The sequence below is a fragment of the Micromonospora sp. bgisy143 genome (assembly GCF_057708145.1).
Genome location: NZ_JBYIRN010000030.1, coordinates 54,359 through 75,739, shown reverse-complemented (window position 1 = coordinate 75,739; position 21,381 = coordinate 54,359). Strand labels below are relative to the sequence as shown.

19 protein-coding genes and 1 pseudogene are annotated in these 21,381 nt (G+C 75.1%); 12 read left to right on the top strand and 8 right to left on the bottom strand.

Translation table 11 applies throughout. The annotated features are described in order from the left end of the window. Nucleotides 1-42 precede the first annotated feature (42 nt). The 3 genes and pseudogenes from AC3EN4_RS27170 to AC3EN4_RS27160 all read right to left on the bottom strand — a co-directional run. Nucleotides 43-1,416: pseudogene (locus AC3EN4_RS27170) on the bottom strand (choice-of-anchor A family protein); the annotation flags it as partial. Nucleotides 1,417-1,512: 96 nt separating this feature from the next. Continuing rightward, complete coding sequence (locus tag AC3EN4_RS27165; RefSeq protein WP_435208870.1) at nt 1,513-3,249, bottom strand: sulfatase-like hydrolase/transferase; 1,737 nt, start codon at nt 3,247-3,249, stop codon at nt 1,513-1,515. Continuing rightward, complete coding sequence (locus tag AC3EN4_RS27160; RefSeq protein ID WP_435208868.1) at nt 3,246-4,085, bottom strand: CDP-alcohol phosphatidyltransferase family protein; 840 nt, start codon at nt 4,083-4,085, stop codon at nt 3,246-3,248. Before AC3EN4_RS27160 ends, AC3EN4_RS27165 begins: the two co-directional genes overlap by 4 nt. A 93-nt stretch (nt 4,086-4,178) precedes the next feature. On the opposite strand from AC3EN4_RS27160, the gene AC3EN4_RS27155 reads away from it, so the two are divergent. The 7 genes from AC3EN4_RS27155 to AC3EN4_RS27125 all read left to right on the top strand — a co-directional run bounded on the left by AC3EN4_RS27155 (nt 4,179) and on the right by AC3EN4_RS27125 (nt 9,927). Continuing rightward, nucleotides 4,179-5,162: a zinc-dependent alcohol dehydrogenase gene (locus tag AC3EN4_RS27155; RefSeq protein ID WP_435208866.1), complete on the top strand. Its 984-nt coding sequence runs from the start codon at nt 4,179-4,181 to the stop codon at nt 5,160-5,162. Between the two features lie 2 nt (nt 5,163-5,164). Next, nucleotides 5,165-5,563, top strand: coding sequence for a 6-pyruvoyl trahydropterin synthase family protein (locus AC3EN4_RS27150; protein WP_422735099.1), 399 nt, complete (start codon nt 5,165-5,167; stop codon nt 5,561-5,563). Continuing rightward, nucleotides 5,563-6,648, top strand: coding sequence for a glycosyltransferase family 4 protein (locus tag AC3EN4_RS27145; RefSeq protein ID WP_435208888.1), 1,086 nt, complete (start codon nt 5,563-5,565; stop codon nt 6,646-6,648). Before AC3EN4_RS27150 ends, AC3EN4_RS27145 begins: the two co-directional genes overlap by 1 nt. Continuing rightward, nucleotides 6,645-7,469 carry a class I SAM-dependent methyltransferase gene (locus tag AC3EN4_RS27140; RefSeq protein WP_435208864.1) on the top strand — a complete coding sequence of 275 codons (825 nt, stop codon included), beginning with the start codon at nt 6,645-6,647 and terminating at the stop codon, nt 7,467-7,469. The genes AC3EN4_RS27145 and AC3EN4_RS27140 overlap by 4 nt, the downstream gene beginning before the upstream one ends. A gap of 64 nt (nt 7,470-7,533) precedes the next feature. Further along, nucleotides 7,534-8,472 carry a lysylphosphatidylglycerol synthase transmembrane domain-containing protein gene (locus tag AC3EN4_RS27135; RefSeq protein WP_422735097.1) on the top strand — a complete coding sequence of 313 codons (939 nt, stop codon included), beginning with the start codon at nt 7,534-7,536 and terminating at the stop codon, nt 8,470-8,472. 58 nt (nt 8,473-8,530) lie between these two features. Beyond that, nucleotides 8,531-9,223 (top strand): GTP cyclohydrolase II, encoded by a 693-nt coding sequence (locus tag AC3EN4_RS27130; protein WP_435208862.1) that lies wholly within the window; start codon nt 8,531-8,533, stop codon nt 9,221-9,223. Then, on the top strand, nt 9,220-9,927 hold the full coding sequence (locus AC3EN4_RS27125) for a RibD family protein (protein WP_435208860.1): 708 nt from the start codon (nt 9,220-9,222) through the stop codon (nt 9,925-9,927). The genes AC3EN4_RS27130 and AC3EN4_RS27125 overlap by 4 nt, the downstream gene beginning before the upstream one ends. Here AC3EN4_RS27125 and AC3EN4_RS27120 read toward each other — a convergent pair. Continuing rightward, nucleotides 9,894-10,388 carry a hypothetical protein gene (locus AC3EN4_RS27120; RefSeq protein ID WP_435208858.1) on the bottom strand — a complete coding sequence of 165 codons (495 nt, stop codon included), beginning with the start codon at nt 10,386-10,388 and terminating at the stop codon, nt 9,894-9,896. The two genes, AC3EN4_RS27125 and AC3EN4_RS27120, sit on opposite strands and share 34 nt — an antisense overlap. Continuing rightward, nucleotides 10,381-11,748 carry a molybdopterin-dependent oxidoreductase gene (locus AC3EN4_RS27115; protein WP_435208856.1) on the bottom strand — a complete coding sequence of 456 codons (1,368 nt, stop codon included), beginning with the start codon at nt 11,746-11,748 and terminating at the stop codon, nt 10,381-10,383. Before AC3EN4_RS27115 ends, AC3EN4_RS27120 begins: the two co-directional genes overlap by 8 nt. Before the next feature lie 211 nt (nt 11,749-11,959). Between AC3EN4_RS27115 and AC3EN4_RS27110 the strand changes: the two genes are divergently transcribed. Next, nucleotides 11,960-13,024, top strand: a complete 1,065-nt coding sequence (locus AC3EN4_RS27110; protein WP_435208854.1) for an NAD-dependent epimerase/dehydratase family protein — start codon at nt 11,960-11,962, stop codon at nt 13,022-13,024. 112 nt (nt 13,025-13,136) lie between these two features. On the opposite strand, the gene AC3EN4_RS27105 is transcribed toward AC3EN4_RS27110, so the two are convergent. Beyond that, nucleotides 13,137-14,519: a hypothetical protein gene (locus tag AC3EN4_RS27105; protein WP_435208853.1), complete on the bottom strand. Its 1,383-nt coding sequence runs from the start codon at nt 14,517-14,519 to the stop codon at nt 13,137-13,139. 145 nt (nt 14,520-14,664) lie between these two features. On the opposite strand from AC3EN4_RS27105, the gene AC3EN4_RS27100 reads away from it, so the two are divergent. The 3 genes from AC3EN4_RS27100 to AC3EN4_RS27090 are packed head-to-tail and all read left to right on the top strand — an operon-like array spanning nt 14,665 to nt 16,750. Next, entirely contained in the window at nt 14,665-15,339 is a 675-nt protein-coding gene (locus AC3EN4_RS27100) for a glycosyltransferase family 2 protein (RefSeq protein WP_435208851.1), read from the top strand. Beyond that, on the top strand, nt 15,336-16,016 hold the full coding sequence (locus AC3EN4_RS27095; RefSeq protein ID WP_435208849.1) for a TIGR04282 family arsenosugar biosynthesis glycosyltransferase: 681 nt from the start codon (nt 15,336-15,338) through the stop codon (nt 16,014-16,016). Before AC3EN4_RS27100 ends, AC3EN4_RS27095 begins: the two co-directional genes overlap by 4 nt. After that, entirely contained in the window at nt 16,013-16,750 is a 738-nt protein-coding gene (locus tag AC3EN4_RS27090) for a class I SAM-dependent methyltransferase (RefSeq protein WP_435208847.1), read from the top strand. The genes AC3EN4_RS27095 and AC3EN4_RS27090 overlap by 4 nt, the downstream gene beginning before the upstream one ends. A gap of 11 nt (nt 16,751-16,761) precedes the next feature. Here the strand turns inward: AC3EN4_RS27090 and AC3EN4_RS27085 are convergent, their stop codons facing one another. After that, nucleotides 16,762-17,775, bottom strand: a complete 1,014-nt coding sequence (locus AC3EN4_RS27085; protein WP_422735086.1) for a sensor histidine kinase — start codon at nt 17,773-17,775, stop codon at nt 16,762-16,764. Next, nucleotides 17,768-18,460: a response regulator transcription factor gene (locus tag AC3EN4_RS27080; RefSeq protein ID WP_422735085.1), complete on the bottom strand. Its 693-nt coding sequence runs from the start codon at nt 18,458-18,460 to the stop codon at nt 17,768-17,770. Before AC3EN4_RS27080 ends, AC3EN4_RS27085 begins: the two co-directional genes overlap by 8 nt. A gap of 184 nt (nt 18,461-18,644) precedes the next feature. Between AC3EN4_RS27080 and AC3EN4_RS27075 the strand changes: the two genes are divergently transcribed. After that, nucleotides 18,645-21,380, top strand: a complete 2,736-nt coding sequence (locus AC3EN4_RS27075) for an Hsp70 family protein (protein ID WP_435208845.1) — start codon at nt 18,645-18,647, stop codon at nt 21,378-21,380. Nucleotide 21,381 lies beyond the last annotated feature (1 nt).

Here is a 21,381-nt window from a genome sequence, read left to right as displayed (position 1 = left end):
TTGACCGACGGGTGGGGTGCCCCGGGCGGTGGCCGTGTTGGTCACCCCGCCGTTGTCGAGGTCGGCCTGGGTGACGGTGTAGGTGGCGGTGCACGCGGTGCGCTCCCCGGGCGCGAGCGAGGTGGCGGCGCAGGTGATCGGGCCGAGGTTGTCGTTCGACGACGGCGGCGTCTGGGTGTCGGCCACCGAGATGCCGGTCAGCGGCACGCCACCGGTGTTGACCACGTGGAACGAGTACGGCACCTGCTGCCCCACAGTGGTGATCAATGTCGTCGTCGACGACTTGATCAGCGAGATGTCGGCCGGGGTGGCGCCCTCGCAGGAGAGCGTGGTGGCGAACGGGAAGTAGTGGATCTCGCCACCGCGGTGGTCAAGCGTACGGGTGATCACGCTGCCCTCGGTGTTGCTGGCCGAGAGGTCGGTGAGACTGGCGTTGGGGGCGTAGATCGTGCCCTCCACCGTGGCGGCCTGCGGGGTGAGGGTGAGCGCGGTCGCGGTCGGGAAGTTGAACAGGACGTACCGCGCCTGTTCGCCGCCGATGCCGGCGAAGTTCGGCGCGGTCCAGGCGAAGGTGTTGCCGACGCCAGTGGTGTCCACGTTCACCAGCAGCGGGGTGCTGGCGGTGGGCTGGTTGGCGAAGGTCAGGATGGCGATGTTCGCCAGGTCGGTGGCGGTCAGGTTGAGCACGTTCGTCACACCCGGGGTGAGGGTGACCACGGCGTTGCTGCCCGGCGGGATCGGCCGGGGCAGCACGTCGCCGTTCGGCGTCCGGAGCACGACCGTGTTGTCGCAGGTGGCCAGACCGGCGGTGGTGTCGCGGAAGGAGGCGAACGCCGCGCCGAAGTTGATCGGCGAGGTGGGTCCGACGCTGGGGACGGGCTGCCGGGTGACCAACTCGACCCGGGGGTACGCGTCGTAGTTGTTTGTCGGCAGGATTCGGGTGTTGACCTGGGCGCCATTGTTGTCGGTGTCGCGGACGACGGTGCCGGTCAGGTTGCCGACCTTGGCGTACCCGTTGGAGAGCACCTGGAGGCGCGTGCCACCGACGCTGCCGGCGAAGTTCACGCGTCCACCGACGACGAGGGCGCTCGGCCGGGCGTCACCCGGCACGACGAACGAACCGGCGGTCGCCCCGGCGAGCTGGTAGTTGCCGAAGGTCAGGTCACCGCCGACGGCGAGGGTGCCCTCGTTCTCGTCGTTGACCACGTTGGCGTTGCCCTCGGTCATCACCCCGAAGCTCAACGCCGCGGCGACCGGATCCACCGGCCCGATGGCCTCGTCGACCGCAGCCAGCACCCGGTTGACCCGGGTGGGTGCGGCGGACGCCGGCAGCAGGCCGGTGACCGCCAGCACTCCGCCGACGGCCAGCAGCGCCGTCGTCCGCGATCCGCGGCTGCCCCACGCAAAAATCCTCATCATGCCCCCGTTGCTCCCTGTGCGAGCGAAAGCGTAACGAGGCAGTTGTGACTATATGGGACTTTTGTCCGAATAGTTCGGTGGCTGGCGGCCAGTTCAGCGAGGCGCGGCCAGCGGCGCCGTCGCCGACCCGAAGGCGGTCAGGAACCGGTCCCGGAAGGAGTCCATCGGCCACACCGGTGCCTGCGGACCGGGACGCAGGCCGTCCTGCCAGCCCCAGTCCGCCACCTGATCCAGCACGGCAGGGTCCCGGGCGACGATGGTGATCGGCACGTCCCGGCTCGCGCCCTCGCCGGTCACCACCGGAGCGGGCTGGTGGTCGCCGAGGAAGACCAGCACCAGGTCGTCGTCGCCGTAGGTCTCGACATAGGAGATCAGCGCCGACAGGGAGTAGGCGATGGCCTGCCGGTAGCCGGCCCGCGCCCGGCCGGCGTCGCCCGGGTCGTCGTCCTCCGCCGTGGCCTGATCGTGGTAGATCGAGCCGTCGCCCACCGCGTCCCAGCCGATCATGCGGGGCACGGCCGTCCACGGGGAGTGGCTGGAGATCAGCGGGATCTCCGCCATGATCGGACGGTCCGCGTCGGCCCGGACCTGCCGCTGGAAGAAGGACAGCGTGTACTGGTCGGGCATCGGGGCGTAGCTGAACTTCGGGCCCCGGTAACCGAGCGCCTCGGCGTCGTAGTAGCGGTCGTACGAGAAGAAGTCCTTCTCCGGCCAGGGCTGGGTCGCCGCCGGCAGCACCCCGACGGTCTCCCAGCCGGCCCGGCGGAACGCGCCGTTGAGGGTGAGCCGGTCGCTGGCCAGCAGACTGCGGTGCCGCTGCTCGTTGTCCGTCCACAGGCCCGACAGCAGGGTGTCGTGCGCCAACCAGCTACCGCCGCCGAACGTGGGGGAGGTGAGAAAGCCGCTGCGGGAGCCGTACCCGGCGGCGCGCAGCCGCGCGGTCCCGGCGTCCAGCACCGGGTTGACCTGCGGCGCCAACTCCGGGTCCTCGACGGCGTCCCGCCCGTAGCTCTCCACGAAGGCCAGCACCACGTCCTTGCCGCGCAGCCCGGTCAGCAACTGCTCGCCCGGGGCGTCCTGGAACGGGTCGGCGTCGATCTGGGCGGTGAACCGGCTCCGGTCGTGCAGCCGCGCGTCGACCTGTTCGGCGTGCGCGCCCACCAGCGCGGTGGTCCCGGCGTCGGCCACCGGCACGCCCGGCACGAGCCGGACCCCGGCGACCGCGCAGACCACCCAGACGACGGTCAACGCGGCCACCGTCCGGGTCGCCGTCCGCTCGTGGTCGACCAACAGGGACGCCAGCCGCCGCAGCGCCACGGTCACCACGACCAGCAGCGCTCCGACCAGCAGCACGACGCCGACCACCGCGCCGAGCGCGCCGGCCCGCCCCGCCGAGTCCCGGACGAAGCCGAACGCGTCGTCCAGCAACAGCCAGTCCAGCACCAGGTCGAACGGCCGGTCGAGGGCCGTGCGGAACCCCAGGTCGGCGAGCCGCACGATGGCCAGCAGGCCGAGCAGCGGCCCGAGCACGGCCACCACCGCGCGCCGTGGGCGTGCCGGCAGCGCCAGCAGGAGCGCGGCGATCAGCAGACCCTCCAGCGGGATTCGCACGAACGCGCCGGGGGTCAGCTCACCGAGGCGGTCCGGTCCGATCAGGACGGCGTACACCAGCAGGACCGCCAGCGTCGTGCCCACCCACCGTCGCGCCCGCCGCGCCGGGCCGTCCGGTGCCGGCGACACCACGGGAGTACGACCACCGGCGTCACCGGTCGACGCGGAGCGCCCGCGCAGCCGGTCGCCCAGCCGGCGTCGCCGAGCGGGAAGGGTCATCGGGGCCTCCAGTCGGAACGCACCGTACCGGCCGAGCGGGCCGCCAGCGCGGGCCTGGGCACCGGCAGCGCCGTCGTGTGCACCGGCAGCGTCGCGGTGGGCAGCGTCGGCGTGGGCACCGGCCGCAGTGCGCGAGCCGGCCGGGGCGCCGGGCGGCGGTGCCACAACCAGGCCACGTCCCGGCCGAACGACTCGACAAGCAGCGCCAACGCCGCCACCAGCACCAGCGTGGTCCACGGCTCTCCAAGGGCCCGCGCGGCGGCCACCGTCAACAGCACTCCCTGGGCGGCGGCCACCACCTTGCGCCAGAAGCGCGGCGGCAACGCGCCCCGGAGCCAGGGCAGCACCGCGCTCGCGGCGACGAAGACGTACCGCATCGCGCCGATGGCCAGCACCCAACTCCCGGCCGCCGGGGCCACGTAGACGCTGAGGACCAGGATGAGGAACGCGTCGACCTCCATGTCGAAGCGTGCCCCCAGGGCACTGACCGTGCCGGTGCGCCGGGCGACCTGACCGTCCACCGCGTCCAGCAGCAGGGCCACCGCGCTCAGCGTGACCAGCAGCCCCACCGGCGTCGGGCGGTCGAACGAGTCCACCACCAGGGCGGTGACCGCGCCGACCAGGACGCCCCGGGCCAACGTCACCCGGTCGGCGGGGCCGAGGCGGGACGCGCCGGACAGGTGCAGGCCCCGGCTCAACGCGAGGCAGGTGACCGCCGCGTAGCCGACGCCGGCCAGCCAACCCGCCGCGTCCAGACCCACGGTGGCGGCCAGCGTCGCCAGCACGGCGAGCTGTGCGGTAAGCCCGATCACCGGACCGCTTCGAACTGTGGGCACCGTACCTCCGTGTTTATGATCGACGACCCCGACAGGGAACACGGAAATCAGGGCCGTTCGGTTCGACCGGGACAAAAGGTGAGGTGTACGAGGGTGAACCGCGAGGCGTACGCCTGCTGGGTGCGCGAGCCCGGCGCGGCGGAGATCCGGCCGGTGTCGCTGCCCACCCCGGGCCCCGACGAGGTGCTGGTCCGGGCGCGTTACTCCGGGGTCAGCCGGGGCACCGAGACGCTGGTGTTCGCCGGTCGGGTGCCCGCCGACCAGTACGCCGCGATGCGTGCCCCATTCCAGGAGGGCGACTTCCCCGGGCCGGTCAAGTACGGCTACCTCAGCGTCGGCGTGGTCGAACAGGGCCCGCCGGACCTGCTCGGGCGCACGGTGTTCTGCCTGCACCCGCACCAGAGCGCGTACGTCGTGCCGGCCAGCGCCGTGGTGCCGGTACCGGACGACGTGCCGCCCGCCCGCGCCGTGCTCGCCGGCACGGTGGAGACCGCCGTGAACGCCCTGTGGGACGCCGCGCCCCTGGTCGGCGACCGGGTCAGCGTGATCGGCGCGGGCATGGTGGGCTGCTGCGTCGCGGCGCTGCTGGCCCGGTTCCCCGGGGTCGACGTCGAACTGGTCGACACCGACGCCCGCCGGGCCGGGGTGGCCGGGGCGCTCGGTGTCCGGTTCGCCCGACCCGCCGACGCCACCGGCGACCGGGACCTGGTCGTGCACGCCAGCGCCACCTCCGCCGGCCTGCAACAGGCGTTGGACCTGCTCGCGCCCGAGGGCACGGTGGTCGAGCTGAGCTGGTACGGCGACCGACAGGTGCAGGTGTCCCTGGGCGGGGCGTTCCACTCCGGACGACTCACCGTCCGTAGCAGCCAGGTCGGCATGGTCGCACCCGCGCGGCGCGGTCGCCGCAGCTACACCGACCGGTTGGCGCTGGCCCTGGACCTGCTCGACGACCCGGCGTTCGACGCGCTGATCACCGGCGCGTCCCGGTTCGCCGAACTGCCCGACGTACTTGCCCGACTGAGTTCGGGCGACCTGCCCGCGCTCTGCCACCTCATCACCTACGACGACGGGGAGTGACCGTGTTCAGCGTGACCGTTCGGGATCACATGATGATCGCCCACAGTTTCCGGGGCGAGGTGTTCGGCCCGGCCCAGCGCCTGCACGGGGCGACGTTCGTGGTGGACGCCACGTTCCGCCGTCCCGACCTGGACGCCGACGGCATCGTCGTGGACATCGGCCTGGCCACCGAGCAGCTCCGGGCCGTGGTGGGGGAGCTGTCCTACCGCAACCTCGACGACGAGCCCGCGTTCGCCGGCATGAACACCACCACCGAGGTGCTGGCCCGGACCGTCGCCGACCGGCTGGCCGAACGGGTGCACGCCGGTGACCTGGGGCCCGGCGCCCGGGAGCTGGCCGGCATCACCGTCACCCTGCACGAGTCACACGTCGCCTGGGCCAGCTACGAGCGGTCGCTGTGATCGACGCGGGCCGGCCGACGCCGGCCCACGCCCCCGAGGCGCCGGCCCGCCGTACGGTGCACGTCGTGCTGCCCGGCGACATCGACGACCCGGGAGCGCCCAGCGGCGGCAACACGTACGACCGGCGGGTCTGCGCCGGGCTCGGCGAGCGTGGCTGGGCGGTGCACGAGCACCCGGTGTCCGGCGCGTGGCCGCACCCGGGCAGCGCCGCGCGGGCCGCCCTGTCCCGGCTGCTCGCCGCCACGCCGGACGACGCCGTGGTGCTCGTCGACGGCCTGATCGCCTCGACCGTGCCGGACCTGCTCGCCCCGCACGCGGCACGGCTGCGCCTCGTCCCGCTGGTGCACATGCCGCTCGACGACGACGCCGAGGGCCGCGCGCTGGCCACCGCGCGAGCCGTCGTCACCACCAGCGAGTGGACCCGTCGCCGGCTGCTGGCCCGTCACGCGGTGCCCGCCGACCGCGTGCACGTCGCGCCGCCCGGGGTGACGCCCGCGCCGGTGACGCCGGTCGGCGACGCCGCCGGTGACCGGTTGCTCTGCGTCGCCGCGGTCACCCGCCACAAGGGCCACGACCTGCTGGTCGACGCGCTGTGCGTGCTGGCCGAGACGCCCTGGACGCTGGTCTGCGCCGGCACGCTGGCCCGGGAACCCGACCTGGTGAGCCGGCTGCGCGATCGGCTGGTCGGCGCCGGCCTGGCGCACCGGGTCCGACTGGCCGGCCCGCTGACCGGCCCGGCGCTCGACGCCGCGTACGCCGCCGCCGACCTGCTGGTCCTGCCCTCGCGGGGCGAGACGTACGGGATGGTCGTCACCGAGGCCCTGGCGCGGGGCGTGCCGGTGCTGGGCACCGACGTGGGGGGCCTGCCCGAGGCGCTGGGGCGCACCCCCGACGGCGTCGTACCCGGTCTGCTGGTCCCACCGGACGACGCGGCCGCCCTGGCCGGCGCACTGAGCTGGTGGCTGGGCGACGACGAGCTGCGGTCCCGGCTGCGGCGCGCCGCGCTCGCCCGCCGCGACACCCTGACCGACTGGCCGGTGACGACCGCGCGCCTGGCCGCCGTGCTCGAGGAGGTGACGGGGTGACCGTCGAGGAGACCCTGCCGTTCGCCGACTGGCTGAGTCTGCGCGAACCGGCCGACGCGGCGGCCCGCGCCGAGGACCTGTTGGACGCCGTCCGACCCCGGCTGGTCGGCCACGACCCGGTCGTGATCCACGACCTGGGCAGCGGCACCGGCTCGATGAGCCGCTGGCTCGCCGCCCGGCTCACCGGTCCCCAGCGGTGGGTGCTGCACGACCGGGACGCCGACCTGCTGGCCCGGGCCGCCGACAGCATGGCCGGGGTGACCGCCGCCGACGGGGCGCCGGTCACCGTGGACACCCGCTGCGGCGACCTGACCCGGCTGACCGGCGCCGACCTGTCCGACGGCGCGCTGGTCACCGCGTCCGCGCTGCTGGACATGTTGACCGCCGAGGAGGTCGAACGGGTGGTCACCGCCTGCGTCGACGCCGGCCGTCCCGCCCTGTTCGCCCTCTCGGTGACCGGACGGGTCCGGCTCACCCCCGAGGACCCGCTCGACGCCGCCGTCGAGGAGGCGTTCAACGCGCACCAGCGCCGTACCGTTGACGGCCGCCCGTTGCTCGGCCCGGACGCCGCCACCGTCACCGCCGCCGCGTTCGCCCGGCGGGGCGTGCCGGTGGTCGAGCGGCCCAGCCCGTGGCGGCTCGGCCCCGAGCAGGCCGACCTGGCCGCCGAATGGTTCCGGGGCTGGCTCGGCGCGGCCTGCGAGCAGCGTCCCGACCTGGCCGGTCCGGCCGGCGCGTACGCCGAGCGTCGACTGGCCGAGGCGGCGGCCGGTCGGCTGGGTGTGCTGGTCGAGCACCGGGACCTGCTGGCTGGTGGATGAACCATCGACACCCTGGGTACGTGCACTAGAGGGAGTGGACGATCTTCAGGGAGGACCGGCGTCGATGGTGTGGGCCTGGGCACGAGTGGTCGGCGGGGCGGGCCTGCTCGCCGTCCTGCTGTGGCAGGTGGGCGGCGGCGCGTTCCTCGCCGGGGTACGGCTGATCGACGCCCCGGCGCTGGCCGCGGCGCTGCTCATCGGCGTGCTCACCACGGTCTGCGCCGCGTGGCGGTGGAGTCTCGTGGCCGGTGGCCTGGGCGTACGGCTGCCACTGGCGACCGCGGTGGCGCACTGCTACCGGGCCGTGTTCCTCAACGCCACGCTGCCCGGCGGGGTGCTCGGGGACGTGCACCGGGCGGTGCGTCACGGCCGCGACGCCGGCGACGTCAGCCGGGGCATCCGCGCGGTGGTCTGGGAGCGTACCGCCGGTCAGGTGGTCCTGGTCGGTGTCGCCCTGGTGGTGCTCGCGGCGTTCCCGTCCCCGGTGCGGGGGTACCTGCCGGCCGCCGCCGCGCTGCTCGTGGCGGTCGGGCTGGCCGCCGTACTCCTTGCTCGGCTGTCGCCCGGGACCGGTCGGTCCCGGTGGGCGCGCGGCCTGCGCACCGCCGTCGCCGACGTGCGGGCCGGGCTGCTGGCCCGGCGGACCTGGCTCGGTGTGCTGGTCGCCTCCGCCGTGATGGTCGCCGGTCACCTGGCGACGTTCCTCGTCGCGGCCCGGACCGCCGGCTCCGACGCGCCGCTGACCCGGTTGCTGCCGCTGACTCTGCTCGCCCTGCTGGCCATGGGCCTGCCCCTGAACGTCGCGGGCTTCGGCCCCCGCGAGGGGGTGGCCGCCTGGGTGTTCGGCGCGGCCGGTCTCAGCGCCGCCGAAGGGGTCGCCACCGCCACCGTCTACGGCGCCCTCGTGCTGGTGGCCAGCCTGCCCGGTGCGGCCGTGCTGCTCGCCCGGCGAGCCCGCAAACCCACCACCGCTCGGGAAGCCGCCTTGCACGAGGGCTGTTGAGTCAGTGGTGAAACGGTACGCGTCGCCGCCGTCCCGCGGCGCCGGACAAAGGAGTTCCATGCCTGAAGCACTGCCGGTCGCCACGGTTCGTACGCAGGTCACGGTGCCGTTGGCGTTCCCCGACGGCTACACCACCACCGTCCGGGTGTTCACCTTCAAGGGTCTCGTGGACGGTCGGGAACACCTCGCCCTCGGCCTGGGCGACTGGGCCGGCGCGCTGGACGCCGTCGCCGCCGGCGGTGAACCGCCGCTGGTCCGTCCGCACAGCGAGTGCCTGACCGGGGACGTGTTCGGCAGCCAGCGCTGCGACTGCGGGCCGCAACTGCGCGAGGCGGTGCAACGGATCGCCGAGACCGGCGGGTTCCTGCTCTACCTGCGCCAGGAGGGCCGGGGCATCGGCCTGTACGCCAAGCTCGACGCGTACGCCCTCCAGGACGCCGGCCTGGACACCTACCAGGCCAACGTGGCGCTGGGCCGGGGCGAGGACGAGCGCGACTACACCGCCGCCGCGCAGATGCTGGCCACCCTCGGCGTGCCGCGGGTACGCCTGCTCAGCAGCAACCCGGACAAGGCCGAACAGTTGACCCGGCTGGGCGTGGACGTGGTGGAACGCGTCCCCACCAGCATCTTCCTCTCCCCGGCCAACGCCGACTACCTGGCCGCGAAGGCCGCCAAGGCGGCCGAGGTCGAGGCGGCGGAGGCGGCAGCGGCCGAGGCGCAGGCGGGCCCCGACCGGCCCGTCTCCCGGTGAGCTGCCGGCCGGCGTCGCCACGGCCCTACGTGCTGCTGAGCTGCGCCACCTCCATCGACGGGTACATCGACGACGCCTCCGACCAGCGTCTGCTGCTGTCCAACGCGGACGACCTCGACCGGGTCGACGCGGTCCGGGCCGGCTGTGACGCGATCCTGGTCGGGGCCGCCACCGTCCGTCGCGACGACCCCCGCCTGCTGGTGCGGTCTCCGGTGCGGCGGGCCGAACGGGTGGCGGACGGTCGGCCCGCCTCGCCGGTCAAGGTGACGCTGACCGCGCGGGGGGACCTCGACCCGACCGCCCGGTTCTTCACCGCTGGTGACTCCGCCCGGCTGGTCTACTGCGCCAGTGGCGCGCTGGACAAGACCCGGGAGCGGGTCGGTGAGCTGGCCACCGTCGTCGACGGGGGAGAGCCGGTCGACCTCGGGTGGGTCCTGGCCGACCTGGCCACGCGGGGGGTACGCCGCCTGATGGTCGAAGGTGGCGGGACGGTACACGCCCAGTTCCTCACCGCCGGCCTCGCCGACGAGTTGCACCTGGTCGTCGCCCCGTTCTTCGTCGGTGACCACCGGGCGCCGCGCTTCGTCGGGGAGGGGGACTTCCCCTGGCACCCGGGCCGCCGCGCCCGACTGGCCGAGACGCGCCAGATCGGCGACGTGGTGCTGCTGCGTTACGCGCTCTCGGACCGGTGCCGGGACGGCTGACGGCGCCGGCGCAGCGCGTACGCGAGCGCGCTGAGCAGGAAGAGCGCGCCGCTGAGCGCCAGCCAGCGCAGCAGGTACGGCCGCTGGGTCTGGCCGGTCGCCGCCTCATGGGTCGTCTCGCCCCAGCGCAGGATGCCGGGGGCGTAGACCAGGAACAGCAGCGCCGTGCCGAGCGCCGGCACCCGCAGGTGGTTGAGCAGCGCGACTCGACCGTGTGCCACCGCGCGCAGCACGCGGTCGACGCTGGCGTACACCGGGAACAGCACCAGGTCGTGGGCGATGACCGCGCCGACGAACCAGAGCAGCATGCGGCCGAACGTCGCCTCGTCGGCGAGGCGTAGCGCCACCCAGCCGGCGAGCACGATCACCGCCGTCACCAGGACGAGGTGCCAGGGCGCGGCGCCGTAGGCCGCCCGCAGCCGCCCGGCCGGCCCCCGCGTCGGCCCGACCCGCTCAGTCATCGGTCGTCCCCCGGAAGTCGATCTCGGCGACCCACTTGGTGCAGTGCACCCCGGGCAGCGCGGGCACGATGACCCGGGCCGGATAGCCGTGGTCGGGGGAGAGGTCGACGCCGTTGACCCGCAGGGCGAGCAGCGCATCCGGATCGAGGACCTGGTTGGCCGCGAGCACCGCGGTGCGGAACAGCCCGGCCTGCTCCAGCGACGACACCCGCGCCGACACCGGGTCGGGAACCCCGGCGAGCGCGGCCAGGTCCCGCAGCCGTACGCCGGTCCACCGCTGCCGGGTCGACCAGCCCTCCACGCAGGCGATGGGCAGCGCGGCGGTGTGCTGGGCCAGGGCCAGCAGGCCGGGCCGGTCCAGGGTCACCGTCCGACCACCGCCGCGCAACGTCAGCCGCCAGCCCGCGCCGGTCTGCTCGGGGCGTACGCCGGCGGCAGCGACGGTGCGGTTGACCGGGAAGCCGTTCGGCCCGGTGCCGGGCTGTCGCCCCCGGGGCAGCAGCAGCGCGGTGCGCCGCAGCGGACCGTCCAGGCTCTGCCCGACGGTCAGCACGGCCAGCAGCAGCGCGCCGCCGCCCACCAGGGTCACCGCCCCGCGCCGGCTCACGGTGGCCGGGCCGGGTGCGGCGGCGACCAGGCCGTCCGGATCCGGCGGTTCGGGTCGTGTGTCGGCGCGCGAGGTGCGCAGTTCCCTGCCCAGCGGGCGGGATCGCAGCGCCGTCACCAACCGGGGGAACTTGATGATCACATGTGCCACGAAGGCCGCCGTGAAGATCCACGCTCCGAAGTAGTGGGCGGTGTAGAAGTCGAAGCCGAACACGTACGAGTACTGGATGTTGAGCAGGCCGGTGGCGATCTGGAACAGGATCCCGCCGACCAGCAGCAGCAGGGTGAGCCGTTCCAGCACCTGCGCCAGGGAGCGGGCCGGCGGCCAGTCGAACAGCTTCGGCAGCACCGACCACAGCTTGCCCAGCACCACCGGGACGAGCACGATCCCGAGTGTCACGTGCAGGCCCTGGGTGGCCCGGAACAGCCACGACGGCCGCGTCGGCCAGTCGAAGACGGGCAGCCGCAACCACCCCACGTCCTGCGGGAACGCCTGGTCGAAGCGGGGGCCGTAGGCGGCGTAGTCGAGCAGCCCTGTGATGATCACCAGGGGCAGCGCCACCAGCAGCGCCGCACCGTAGACGGCGGTGAGCCAGGGACCGCGCAACGGACTGCGCCAGGCGCGTTCGGCCGCGTCCACACCCGGCGGACGATGCCGGGCCAGCCCGCGCCAAAGCCCACGCGGCGCGCCGTACCCGTCCGTCTCCGACGTCCGGACCCCGCTGCCGTCCGGGCCGGCCCTACCTCCTGACACCCGCTGCTCCCTCCGTGCGTCCCGCCCTGCCGTCGCCGGTCCCCCGGGCACGGGCACTGCCGGCAGGTTAGACCGCAGGGGTACGGCGGAACGGGGTTTACGCATTACCGAACGCTTACCGGGCCACCGCCGCCGGTCGAGCTGTTGCGAACTCCTTACGGCTGCGCCGAACCGGCCCGCCGAGGGCTCGGGCGGCCCTACCGTGGCCGACATGCGCGTACTGGTCACCGGCGCGGCCGGGTTCATCGGCTCGCAGGTCGTCGACCTGCTCGTCGGGCAGGGACACGAGGTGGTGGCGCTGGACGCGCTGCTGCCCCAGGCGCACGGCGGGGAGCTGCCCACCTGGTCCCGCGAGCACCAGGTGGTGCGCGGCGACGTCCGGGACGGCCCCCTGCTGGACCGCCTGCTGGCCGGTGTGGACGCGGTCTGCCACCAGGCGGCGATGGTGGGCCACGGCCTGGACCCGTCGGACGGCCCCGACTACGTCACGCACAACGACTACGGCACGGCCGTGCTGCTGGCCGCGCTGCACCGGGCCGGAATCGGCCGTCTGGTGCTGGCCAGCTCGATGGTGGTGTACGGCGAGGGGCGCTACGCCTGCCCCGAGCACGCCACGGTGCGCCCCGCGCCCCGGCGGCACGAGGACGTGGCGGCCGGCCGGTACGACCCGACCTGCCCCCACTGCGGTCGGGCGCTCGACCCGGTGCTCGTCCCCGAGGACGCGCCGCTGGAGCCGCGCAGCACGTACGCCGCCAGCAAACTCGCGCAGGAACACCTGGCCGCCGCCTGGGCCCGGCAGACCGGTGGGACGGTGTGGGCGCTGCGCTACCACAACGTCTACGGCCCCCGGATGCCCCGCGACACCCCGTACGCCGGCGTGGCGTCCATCTTCCGGTCGGCGCTGGCGGCCGGCGTGGCACCCCGGGTGCTGGAGGACGGCCGGCAGCGGCGAGACTTCGTGCACGTCACCGACGTGGCGCGGGCCAACCTGCTGGCGCTCGGCAGCGGCCTCCCGCCGGCCACGCTGATGCCGGTGAACGTCTGCTCCGGCGAGCCGCACACCGTGGGGGAGCTGGCGGTCGCGCTGGCCGAGGCGATGGGCGGACCGGCCCCGCAGGTCGTGGGCGGGGCACGGGCGGCCGACGTACGCCATGTGGTCGCCGACCCGCGCCGGGCTGCGGAACTGCTCGGCTACACCGCCCGGGTCGGCTTCGCCGAAGGCGTGGCCGGCTTCGCCACCGACCCGCTCCGCGAACCAGCCGCCGTGGCAAGCTGACCGCCCGCCGCGCCTATTGATGCGCCGATCTTGCACTTTCTGCTGCGATAAATGTGGGCACACAGTCCATATCGACAACCTAAAGTGCAAGATCGACGCATCAGGCTGGTGCTCAGGAGACCGTCCAGAGCAGGTGATTGACGGCCAGGGCGGTGAGCGCCTGCGCGGCCAGCCACCAGCGCCGCGACTCGGCCGGCAGGTGGGCGGTGGCGACCAGCAGCCAGACGACGAAGGGTAGCCAGATCCGCTCCACCTCCGCCTTGCTCAGCCCGGACAGGTCGGCGCCGAGGACCGCCACCAGGGCCGCCAGCGGTAGCAGCACCGTGGGCCCGGCTACGCGTACCGCCGCAGGCAGGGCCGACGGCCCCACGGCCCGCCAGCCGGGCGCGGCCGTCCGCGCGCGGCGCAGGGCCGGCCCCAGGACCGGGCCGGCGCTGAGCAGCAGCGCGGCCAGGTTGGCCCACACCCAGTAGGCGTACGGGCGGTCGGCCGCCCAGCCCTGGTAGTACCGCTGGACCACCAGGTGGTAGCCGTCCCACCAGTGAAAGCCCGCGGCGACGAACACCGCCGTCCCGGCCGCGACTCCGACAGCGGCGGCGAGCAGCGCGCCCAGGCGGCGGGTACGGCGCAGCGCCACCACGGCCAGCGCGAGCACACCCACGAGGAGGAACCCGTACGACAGGTGCAGCGCGAAGCCGAGTACCGCGCCCCCGACCAGGGCGGCCACGCGGCCCCGGACGGCCAGCAGCGCCAGACCGGCCGCGACCACGGCGGCGAAGATGCCGTCGGCGGAGGCGCCCACCCAGACCGCCCCCGGCAGCAGCACCAGGAACGGCACCACCGCGCGGGCCGCGTCCGGCGCGCCGAGCGCGCGCAGCGTCACCGGCACCGACACCGCGACCGTGGCGCCGAGCAGCACGCAGGCCAGCGCGGCAACCGTGCCGCCACCGAGGCCGACGCGGTCCAGCCAGACGAAGATGAGCAGCGCGCCCGGCGGGTGGCCGGCGGTGTGGGTGGACCAGGAGTCGGGTTGGAAGTCCACGATCCGGTCGGTGAAGCCGGCCAGCATCGCCGGGATGTCGGTCACCCCGGGCACTTCGTGCAGGTACTCGGCCTGCGGGGTGAGCCGCCGGGTGAACCCCGCCGACCAGCCGTCGACCAGCGCCAACGACACCGTCCAGGCCACCGCCGTCAGCCAGGCGGCGGCCAGCAGGCGGCCCCACCGGGCGGTGCGGGCCCACCGGGCCCCCCAGCCCACCACCGCGACCGCCACCGCCAGCGCCGCCGGGCTGCCCCAGCCGACGTGCGGCCGCCACGTCGCGTACAGCGGGGCGGCGTCCGCGTGCAGGCCGACGCCGCGCGCGTTGAGCACGGCCCCCACCAGCACGGCGACGCCGAGCAGCGCCCCCTCCACGCCCAGGACCAACAGGTCCCCGGCGTGGCGGCGGGGTGGGGTCCGCCCGGGGGCGGCGACGTGCGCGGTGGTTGAGGCCATGACCACCGGACGGTACGGGGACAGTCCACCTCCGCGCTCGCCAATCGGCGGCCCGTCACCGGACGGTAAGAAATGCCCGGGTGGTAAGGGTTCGGTAAGCACATTTCGGCCTCCGCCGCGAGGGTGCCGCCCTAGCGTCGGCGGTATGGCGACTGAGATCGACGTGGTGCTGCCCTGCCTGGACGAGGCAGCCGCCCTGCCGGGCGTGCTCACCGCGCTGCCGCCCGGCTACCGGGCCATCGTGGTGGACAACGGCTCGCGGGACGGCTCGCCCGAGGTGGCCGCTCGGCACGGTGCCCGGGTGGTGCACGAACCCCGACGCGGCTACGGGGCGGCGGTGCACGCCGGTCTGGAGGCCGCCGACGCGGAGCTGGTGTGCGTGCTCGACGCCGACGGGTCGTTCGACCCCGCCGAGCTGCCGGCCCTGGTCGCCCCGGTGTCCGCCGGCACGGCCGATCTCAGCGTGGGTCGGCGTCGGCCGGTCGGAGCGGGGGTGTGGCCGTGGCACGCCCGGGCCGGTACGGCGCTGGTCGCCGCGTTGCTGCGCCGTCGGGGCGTACCGTTGCGGGACCTCAGCCCGATCCGGGTGGCCCGCCGCCAGGCGCTGCTCGACCTCGGCGTCACCGACCGGGCCTTCGGCTACCCCCTCGAACTGCTGATCCGGGCCGCCGCCGCCGGCTGGCGGATCCACGAGACGGACGTGACCTACGCGCCCCGCGCGGCCGGTACCCGGTCCAAGGTCTCCGGTTCGGTCCGGGGCACCCTGCGGGCCACCCGCGACTTCGCCGGGGTGCTGCGGACCGTGGACGGCTCCCGGTGACCGTTCTGCTGGTGGTCGCCAAGGCACCGGTCGCCGGGGCGGTGAAGACGCGGCTCTGCCCACCGGTCACGCCGGCCCAGGCGGCCCGGATCGCCGCCGCCGCGCTGCGCGACACCCTCGACGCCGTCCGCGCCACCCCCGGTGTCATACCCGTGCTGGCCTGGTCGGGTCGGCTGGCCGAGGCGGAGGACGCCGACGTGTTGACCGCCGCACTGGACGGCTGGTCCGTCCTGGACCAGCGGGGGGTCGGGCTCGGCGAGCGGCTCGCCAACGCGTACGCGGAGGTCGCCGCCGCGTACCCCGGCGAGCCGGTGGTGCAGATCGGGATGGACACCCCGCAGGTGACGCCGGCCCGGCTGGCCACGGCCGTGGCGCGGCTGCGCGCCGCCGACGCGGTGCTGGGTCGGGCGCACGACGGCGGATGGTGGTCGTTGGGGCTGCGCGAACCGCGGCACGCCCGGGTGCTGCGGGACGTGCCCATGTCGACGCCCGACACCGGCCGCGACACGTGGGCCGCCCTGACCGGGCGTGGCCTGCGCACCGCGCCACTGCCGGTGCTGCGGGACGTCGACGAGTGGTCCGACGCCCTCGCGGTGGCCGTCGAGGTTCCTGGCGGGCGCTTCGCCCGACAGGTCGCGGCGGTCCGCCTCACCCTGCTGCCGGAGGGCCGCCGGTGAACCCCGTCGACACCGCCCCGGTCGAGGCCGCGCCGCCGCTGCGGTCACCGTCCGCGCCGACACCGTCCCGGGGGTACGGCGTAGCGCCCGGCGACCCCTTCGCCGCCGCGCTCGCCGCCGACCGCGCGGCCCTGCGGCGGTGGCTGGTGCACGGCGACGGTGTCCGCAGCCGGCTGCCGGTGGACCGCTGGCACGGCACGGCCGAGGCGGCGGTCGCCAACCTGGTGGCCCGCTGTGGCGGCCCGACGCTCGACCTCGGCTGCGGGCCGGGCCGGCTCACCGTGGCGCTGACCCGGGCCGGCCTGACCGCGGTCGGCGTGGACGTCTCCGCGACGGCGGTGCGGCTCACCCGGGCCCGAGGCGCGGTCGCGGTGCACGGGGACCTGTTCGGCCCGCTGCCGGCCGAGGGTCGGTGGGCGCACGCGGCGCTGATCGACGGGAACATCGGCATCGGCGGCGATCCGGTGGCGCTGTTGCGCCGCTGTCGGGACCTGCTCGCACCGGGTGGCACCGTGCTTGTCGAACTGGAGCCGCCCGGCGCGGGGTCGTGGCAGGGACAGGCCCGGGTGGCCGCCGAGCAGCGGGCCGGCCGGGTGCTGCTGGGCCCGGTGTTCCGCTGGGCCCGGGTGGACGCGCGGGCCGTGCCCACGGTCGCCGCAGCCGCCGGGTTGGCGGTGCGGGACGTGTTCCGGCAGGGCCGGCGCTGGTTCGGTGAGCTGCGGGCGGGTCGCTGAGGACGCGGGCGTCAGGCGGCCGGCAGGCGGACGACGAAACGGCAGCCGCCGCCGACGTTGTGCACGTCCACCCGGCCGCCGTGCGCCTCGACCAGTCCGCGCACGATCGCCAGCCCCAGCCCTCCGGAGCCTTCCCCTTCGGGGCGGGGTGTCCGGGCCGGCTCGCCCCGGAACGCCACGTCGAACAGTCGGGGCAGGTCGTCCTCGGGGATGCCGCCGCAGGTGTCGGCGACCGCCAGCCAGGCGGCGTCGCGTTCGCAGCCGGCGTCCACCCGCACCGTGCCGTCGCTCGGCGTGTAGCGGACCGCGTTGAGCAGCAGGTTGCCCACCACCCGAGCCAGTTCTGGTTCGCTGGCCAGCACGGTGGGCCAGCCCGACTCGGCGGCCTCCAGACGGATGCGGCGGGCCTTCGCCAGCGGCGCGGTGCCGGCGAGGGCGTCGGAGACCACCTCGCCGAGCGGCACCGCCGACAGGGTCAGGCGCAGCGCCCCGGCGTTGATCCGGGAGAGCTCGAACAGGTCGTCGACGAGTCGGGTCATCCGGTCGGTCTGCACGCGGATCCGCCGGTGGTACTCGGCGACCGTCGCCGGGTCGTCGACCACCCGGTCCTCCAGCGCCTCGGCCATCGCCCGCAGGCCGGCCAGCGGTGTCCGCAGGTCGTGCGACACCCAGGCGACCAGGTCCCGGCGGCCCTTCTCGACCCGGCGTTCCCGCTCCCGGGCCTGCGCCGCCCACACCGCCGCCGCGGCCAGCCGACGCCCGAAGTACCAGCCCACCCCGAGGCTCACGACGGCCGCCGCGGCGACCGTGAGCAGGACGACCTGCAGGTCGTGCGGGGACAGGAACATCGCCTGGGCGACGACCACCACTCCCGCCACCACGGCGACCACGGTGATGGTGAGCAGGACGCACACGTGCACGGTGATCGACCGACGGCGCAGCAGCCGCAGGGTCAGCGCGCCGAGCAGGCCCACGCCGAGCGCGGCCGCGAGCGCCGCCCCGAAGATCAGCGCCAGGTCACGCATCGGCCGGCTCGTACCGGTAGCCCACGCCCCAGACCGTGACGATCCGTCGTGGCTCGGCCGGGTCGTCCTCGATCTTCTCCCGCAGCCGGCGGACGTGCACCGTCACCGTGGACTGGTCGCCGAAGTTCCAGCCCCAGACGCGTTCCAGCAGCTCGGCGCGCTTGAACGCCCGCGTCGGGTGCCGCATCAGGTGGGCCAGCAGGTCGAACTCGCGCAGCGTCAGGGCCAGCTCGCGGCCGTGCAGGCGGGCGATCCGTGGCCCGGTGGCCACCTCCAACCCCGCGTCGCTGAGCAGTTCGGCCGCCGGCGCGGCCGGCTCGCCGGCCCGGCGCAGCACCGAACCGACCCGCAGCACCAGCTCGCGCGGCGAGAACGGCTTGCCCAGGTAGTCGTCGGCACCGAGTTGCAGCCCGAGCACCCGGTCCGCCTCGTCGCCCCGGGCGGTCAGCATGATGATGGGTACGCCGTCCGGCCGCTCCCGCAGCCGCCGGCACACCTGCAACCCGTCCAGCCCGGGGAGCATCAGATCCAGGACGACCAGGTGCGGCGGCCGGTCCTGGACGGCCTCGAGGGCGGCCAGGCCGTCCGCGACGTGGCTCACCTCGTACCCGGCGTGTTCTAGGTAGCGGCAGACCACGTCGCTGACCGTCCGGTCGTCGTCGACCACGAGCACCCGCTGCGCCACCGGTCACCTCCCCGCAGTCAGCCTAGCCAGGGCCGCCGACCGACCCGGACGGGCAGTTCTTGCGGTTCTCTTACGGCGCCGCGCCGGTCGGCCACCCATCGACCGACCGACCGCCCGGGCCGACGGCGCGCGCTGCGTACGATGCGGGGCTGAGTTCCCCTCGTACCGGCGGAGGTATCGGCAGATGAAGGGCCAGCACGAGGGTTTCGCCCTCGGTGTCGACCTCGGTACGTCCAACACCGTCGCCGTGCTGCGGTGGCCGGACGGGCGGACCCGCCCGTTGCTGATGGACGGTCAGCCGGTCAGCCCGTCCGCCGTGTACGCCGACCCGGACGGCACCCTGCACGTCGGGTGGGACGCCCGTCGGTTGGCGCAGGCCGATCCGGCCCGGTTCGAGGCGAACCCGAAACGCCGGGTGGACGAGCCGCGCGTACGGCTGGGGGACCGTTCGTACCTTCCGGCGGAACTGCTCGCCGCGGTGCTGGCCGCGATCGGACGGGCCGCGGTGGACGCCGTCGGTTTTCTGCCTCCGGCCGTGCTGACCTGCCCGGCGGCCTGGGACGAGACGCGTCGGCAGGTGCTCGCCGACGCGTTGCTGCGGGCGGGCTGGCCGCAGGCGGCCGAGCACACCCTCGCAGGGCCGACGCCGCCGGGCACCCGGCTGCTGCGCGAGCCGGTGGCCGCAGCCCGCTACTACACGCAGGTGCTGCACCGGCCGGTGCCGGTCGGCGGCGCGATAGCGGTGTTCGACTTCGGCGGCGGCACGCTCGACGTGGCGGTGCTGCGCAACGAGGGCGCCGACCCGTGGGGCGATTCCGGCTTCCGGGTGATCGCCGACGGCGGCCTGCCCGACCTGGGCGGACTGGACCTGGACGCGGCGCTGGTGGGCCGGGTCGGCGAGCTGCTCGGCGAGCGGCACGCGCGGCGGTGGGCCCGGCTGGTCCGGCCGTCGGACCCGGCGCAGCGCCGCGACCAGGTCCGGCTGTGGGACGAGGTACGCGGCGCGAAGGAGACGCTGTCCCGTTCGACCGTGGCCCCGGTCGCGGTGCCCGGGGTCGCCGAGGCGGTGCGGTTGACGCGGGAGGACGTCGAGCGGGTGCTCGCGCCCCTGCTGCGTCGGGCGGTGGAGCGGGCCCGGGAGGTCATCGCCGCTGCGGGGCTGCGCCCCGACCAGCTCGCCGGCCTGTTCCTGGTGGGCGGCTCGTCGCGGATACCACTGGTGGGGCGGATGCTGCACACCGAGCTGGGGGTCGCGCCGACGGTGCTGGACCAGCCGGAACTGCCGGTCGCCGAGGGTGCGCTCACGGACATTCCGCTGCGTCGGCCGCTGCCGGCGTACGCGGGGCCGCAGGCCGCACCGCCCGCACCGCCTCCGGCTCCGGCTGCTTTGCCCGCGCCGGCTGTCGTGGGCCCGGCCGTGCCGACCGTACCGTCGCAACCCGGACCGGCGTCGCCCCCGCCGGGCGGCCCGGGGTGGCCGCCGCCGCCCGCGCCGACCGTGCCGGAGCCGCCGGCCGAGGCGGGCACCCCGGTCGGCGCGTCGTCCGGTCCATCGCACGGTTCGACCTGGCGGCGGGTCCGCTGGGTGGTACTCGGCGCGGTGCTCGCCCTGGCCGGAGTGGCCGCCGCGGCGACGCTCTACCTCCTGCGCGACCGCTACCCGGACCTGGAGTTCGGGCCCCTGCGCGAACTGTCCAGGCCGGCGGCCGGCGTCGAGCGGCCCACCGACATGTTCACGGCGGTGCTCGGCGATCGGGCCTATCTCGGCTTCGACCTGCCGGATGATCGGCTGGAGGTGGTGGCCGTCGACACCGCTACCGGCGACGAGCTGTGGCGTAGGCAGACCGGCGTCACGGCCAACGACTGGGCCGGCCTCGTCGCCGTACCCGGGGCGGTCGCCGTCCTCGCCGACGCCCCGGGCGACAGCACCCCGCGTGAACTGGCCGTCCTGGATGGACGCTCGGGAGTCCAGCGGTGGCACCGGGCGGTCCGCGGCGACGACGACATCTACTTCTCCGACGACACCGCCGTGCTGGTGGACCGGACCGCCGGCCGGCTCGTCGGCCTGAAGCTCAGCGACGGCACCGACCGGTGGAGCAGGCCCAATCCGAGCGACCAGTACGGCGGCGCGCGTACCGTCGTGCGGCCGGTGACCACCGACGCGGCGGCGGGCGGACCCTCCTTCCTCGATGGCGCTGCCCGCGAGCCGTGGACGGGCAAGGGACGGCGGCTCGTGCAGGTGGGGGCCGACCGGTCGGTGCGACTGCTCGACATGGGCTCCGGCGACGTGCTGCGCGAGTGGGGCAACGTCGCCGACCTCGACGACCTGGTGGTGGCGCACGAGGACCGGCTCTACGTGGCCCCGACGGACAACGGGTACCAGGTGCTGGCGTACGACCTGACGTCCGACGCCGCGCCGGTGGTCCTGTACCGGTCCGGGAACGCGGAGTACCGGCCGAAGACGCTTGTGGCGTGCGGCGAGCGGCGGGCGTGCCTGGTGCAGGTGCGCGGCAGCGACGCCGAGCGCACCGAGGTCGTGGCGGCCACCGAGGGCAAGGCCCCGGTGTCCTGGGCGGCACCGGGCGTGTCCGGCCTGGTCCCGGTCGGCGAGCAGGTGCTCGCCCAGCGGGAGTACCCCAAGGCCACGGTCACCCTGTTCGACACGGCAGGCAAGGCGGTACTGGCCGAGCGCCCCGGCGTGGCGGCCCGACTGGACGCCGGCAACCTGCTCGTCTTCGCCGAGCCGACCAGCACGGTCGCGGACAGCCGCAGCCTCGCCGGGGTGTGGGCGGAGTCGGGTGAGGTCGACGAGCTGGGTCAGCTCGTCGACGTGCGTAGCGCGTCCTGTTCGTGGAACACCCGGGTCATCGCGTGCGGGGCGGACCGGGACTTCGTGCTGTACCGCTTCGCCGACGACTGAA

Excerpts from the sequence above, each read along its gene's own strand:
- AC3EN4_RS27105 (WP_435208853.1), bottom strand. The coding sequence starts at position 14,519 with ATGGCCTCAACCACCGCGCACGTCGCCGCCCCCGGGCGGACCCCACCC.
- AC3EN4_RS27075 (WP_435208845.1), top strand. The coding sequence starts at position 18,645 with ATGAAGGGCCAGCACGAGGGTTTCGCCCTCGGTGTCGACCTCGGTACG.
- AC3EN4_RS27085 (WP_422735086.1), bottom strand. The coding sequence starts at position 17,775 with ATGCGTGACCTGGCGCTGATCTTCGGGGCGGCGCTCGCGGCCGCGCTC.
- AC3EN4_RS27120 (WP_435208858.1), bottom strand. The coding sequence starts at position 10,388 with ATGACTGAGCGGGTCGGGCCGACGCGGGGGCCGGCCGGGCGGCTGCGG.
- AC3EN4_RS27135 (WP_422735097.1), top strand. The coding sequence starts at position 7,534 with ATGGTGTGGGCCTGGGCACGAGTGGTCGGCGGGGCGGGCCTGCTCGCC.
- AC3EN4_RS27165 (WP_435208870.1), bottom strand. The coding sequence starts at position 3,249 with ATGACCCTTCCCGCTCGGCGACGCCGGCTGGGCGACCGGCTGCGCGGG.
- AC3EN4_RS27110 (WP_435208854.1), top strand. The coding sequence starts at position 11,960 with ATGCGCGTACTGGTCACCGGCGCGGCCGGGTTCATCGGCTCGCAGGTC.
- AC3EN4_RS27100 (WP_435208851.1), top strand. The coding sequence starts at position 14,665 with ATGGCGACTGAGATCGACGTGGTGCTGCCCTGCCTGGACGAGGCAGCC.
- AC3EN4_RS27130 (WP_435208862.1), top strand. The coding sequence starts at position 8,531 with ATGCCTGAAGCACTGCCGGTCGCCACGGTTCGTACGCAGGTCACGGTG.